This window comes from Pseudomonas sp. FG98 (assembly GCF_057808595.1).
In genome coordinates this window covers 1-2,436 of sequence record NZ_JBMDIJ010000174.1, presented here as the reverse complement: position 1 = coordinate 2,436, position 2,436 = coordinate 1, and the positions used below count along the sequence as shown (strand labels likewise).

General features: G+C 61.3%; 1 protein-coding gene. It reads left to right on the top strand.

What is annotated here, in order from left to right; genetic code table 11:
- A partial coding sequence (locus ACODSK_RS32570; protein WP_489022262.1) for an immunoglobulin-like domain-containing protein occupies positions 1-2,436 on the top strand: 2,436 nt, incomplete at both ends.

The following is a 2,436-nucleotide window of genomic DNA, read 5'->3' as shown; positions in this document are numbered from 1 at the left end:
TGAGTGAAGGTTCGATCACCTTCCCAGCGCCTGCTAACACCGTCTATGTCGATGGCGGCAACGTCAGCGTCACCATCACCGGAACCACCGGTGGTGATTTCGAGCACCTGGAAGTCAGCCCGACTGCGGCAGTCACTGCTGTAACGGATTCGATCGATACCAGTACAGTGACCCTGACAGCCACCGCGAGCGCTGTTGAAGGCGGTGTAGTGACCTACGTCGCTTCGGTCACCTCCCCGGTCACCGGCGTTCCGCTGGTCATCAGCCTGGCCAACGGCCAGTCGATCACCATCCCGGTCAATGCTTCGAGCGGTTCGGTGGACTTCATCGCCCCGAACAACGTGCTGAACACCAACACGCCGCTCACCAACAGCATCACCGGCGTCACTGGCGGCAATTACGAACATCTGGAAACCGCCGGCACCCCGACCACCGTCGTGACCGACGATCCAGCTCGTCTGGACACCACCGGCCTGACCCTGTCGGCCAGCGGCACCGTCCAGGAAGGCGGTGAAATCACCTACACCGCCCGCCTGACCAATCCAACTGGCACCGAGATGAAGATCTCGCTGAGCAACGGCGAAACCATCACCATCGGCAAGGGCCTGAGTGAAGGTTCGATCACCTTCCCAGCGCCTGCTAACACCGTCTATGTCGATGGTGGCAATGTCAGCGTGACCATCACCGGTACTACCGGTGGTGACTTCGAGCACCTAGAGGTGAGCCCGACTGCTGCTGTCACGGCCGTAACGGACTCGATTGATACCTCGACCGTCACTCTGACTGCCACCGCAAGTGCAGTTGAAGGCGGCGTGGTGACCTACGTCGCTTCGGTGACTTCCCCTGTAACCGGCACCCCACTGGTCATCAGCCTGGCTAACGGCCAAAGCATCACCATTCCGGTCAATTCTTCGAGTGGCTCGGTCGACTTCATCGCACCGAACAACGTGCTGAACACCAACACGCCGTTGACCAACAGCATCACTGGCGTCACCGGCGGCAATTTCGAACATCTGGAAACCGCCGGCACCCCGACCACCGTCGTGACCGACGATCCAGCTCGTCTGGACACCACCGGCCTGACCCTGTCGGCCAGCGGCACCGTCCAGGAAGGCGGCGAGATCACCTATACCGCTCGCCTGACCAACCCGACCGGCACCGAGATGAAGATCTCGCTGAGCAACGGCGAGACCATCACCATCGGCAAGGGCCTGAGCGAAGGTTCGATTACCTTCCCGGCACCGCAGAACACCGTCTATGTCGATGGTGGAAACGTCAGTGTGACCATCACCGGTACCACTGGCGGCGACTTCGAGCACCTGGAGGTCAGCCCGACTGCAGCCGTGACTGCTGTCACTGACAGTATCGACACCTCGACTGTCACCCTGACGGCCACCGCAAGCGCAACAGAGGGTGGTGTCGTCACCTACGTCGCCTCGGTTACCTCTCCGGTCACCGGTACTCCGTTGGTCATCAGTCTGGCCAACGGCCAGTCGATCACCATCCCGGTGAACTCCAGCTCCGGATCGGTCGACTTCATCGCCCCGAACAACGTGCTGAACACCAACACCCCGCTGTCCAACAGCATCACGGGTGTGACGGGTGGCAACTACGAACATCTGGAAACTGCTGGCACGCCGACCACCGTCGTCACCGACGACCCAGCTCGCTTGGACACCACCGGCCTGACCCTGTCGGCTTCCGGCACCGTCCAGGAAGGCGGCGAGATCACCTATACCGCTCGTGTGACCAACCCGACTGGCACCGAGATGAAGATTTCGCTCAGCAACGGCGAAACCATCACCATCGGCAAGGGCCAGACCGAGGGTTCGATTACCTTCCCGGCTCCGCAGAACACTGTTTACGTCGACGGCGGCAACGTCAGCGTGACCATCACGGGCACCACCGGTGGGGACTTCGAACATCTGGAAGTCAGCCCAACCGCTGCGGTTACCGCAGTTACTGACAGCATCGACACCAGCACGGTGACTCTGACCGCGACGGCTTCGGCTGTTGAAGGTGGCATGGTCACTTACGTCGCTTCGGTTACTTCCCCTGTCACCGGCACCCCACTGGTCATCAGTCTGGCCAACGGGCAGTCGATCACCATCCCAGTGAACTCCAGCAGCGGCTCGGTGGACTTCATCGCCCCGAACAACGTGCTGAACACCAACACGCCGCTGTCCAACAGCATCACCGGCGTCACCGGTGGCAACTACGAACACCTGGAAACCGCCGGTACTCCGACCACCGTCGTGACCGACGACCCGGCTCGTCTGGACACCACCGGCCTGACCTTGTCGGCCAGCGGTACCGTCCAGGAAGGCGGCGAGATCACCTACACCGCTCGCGTGACCAACCCGACTGGCACCGAGATGAAAATCTCGCTGAGCAACGGCGAAACCATCACCATCGGCAAGGGCCTGAGTGAAGGTT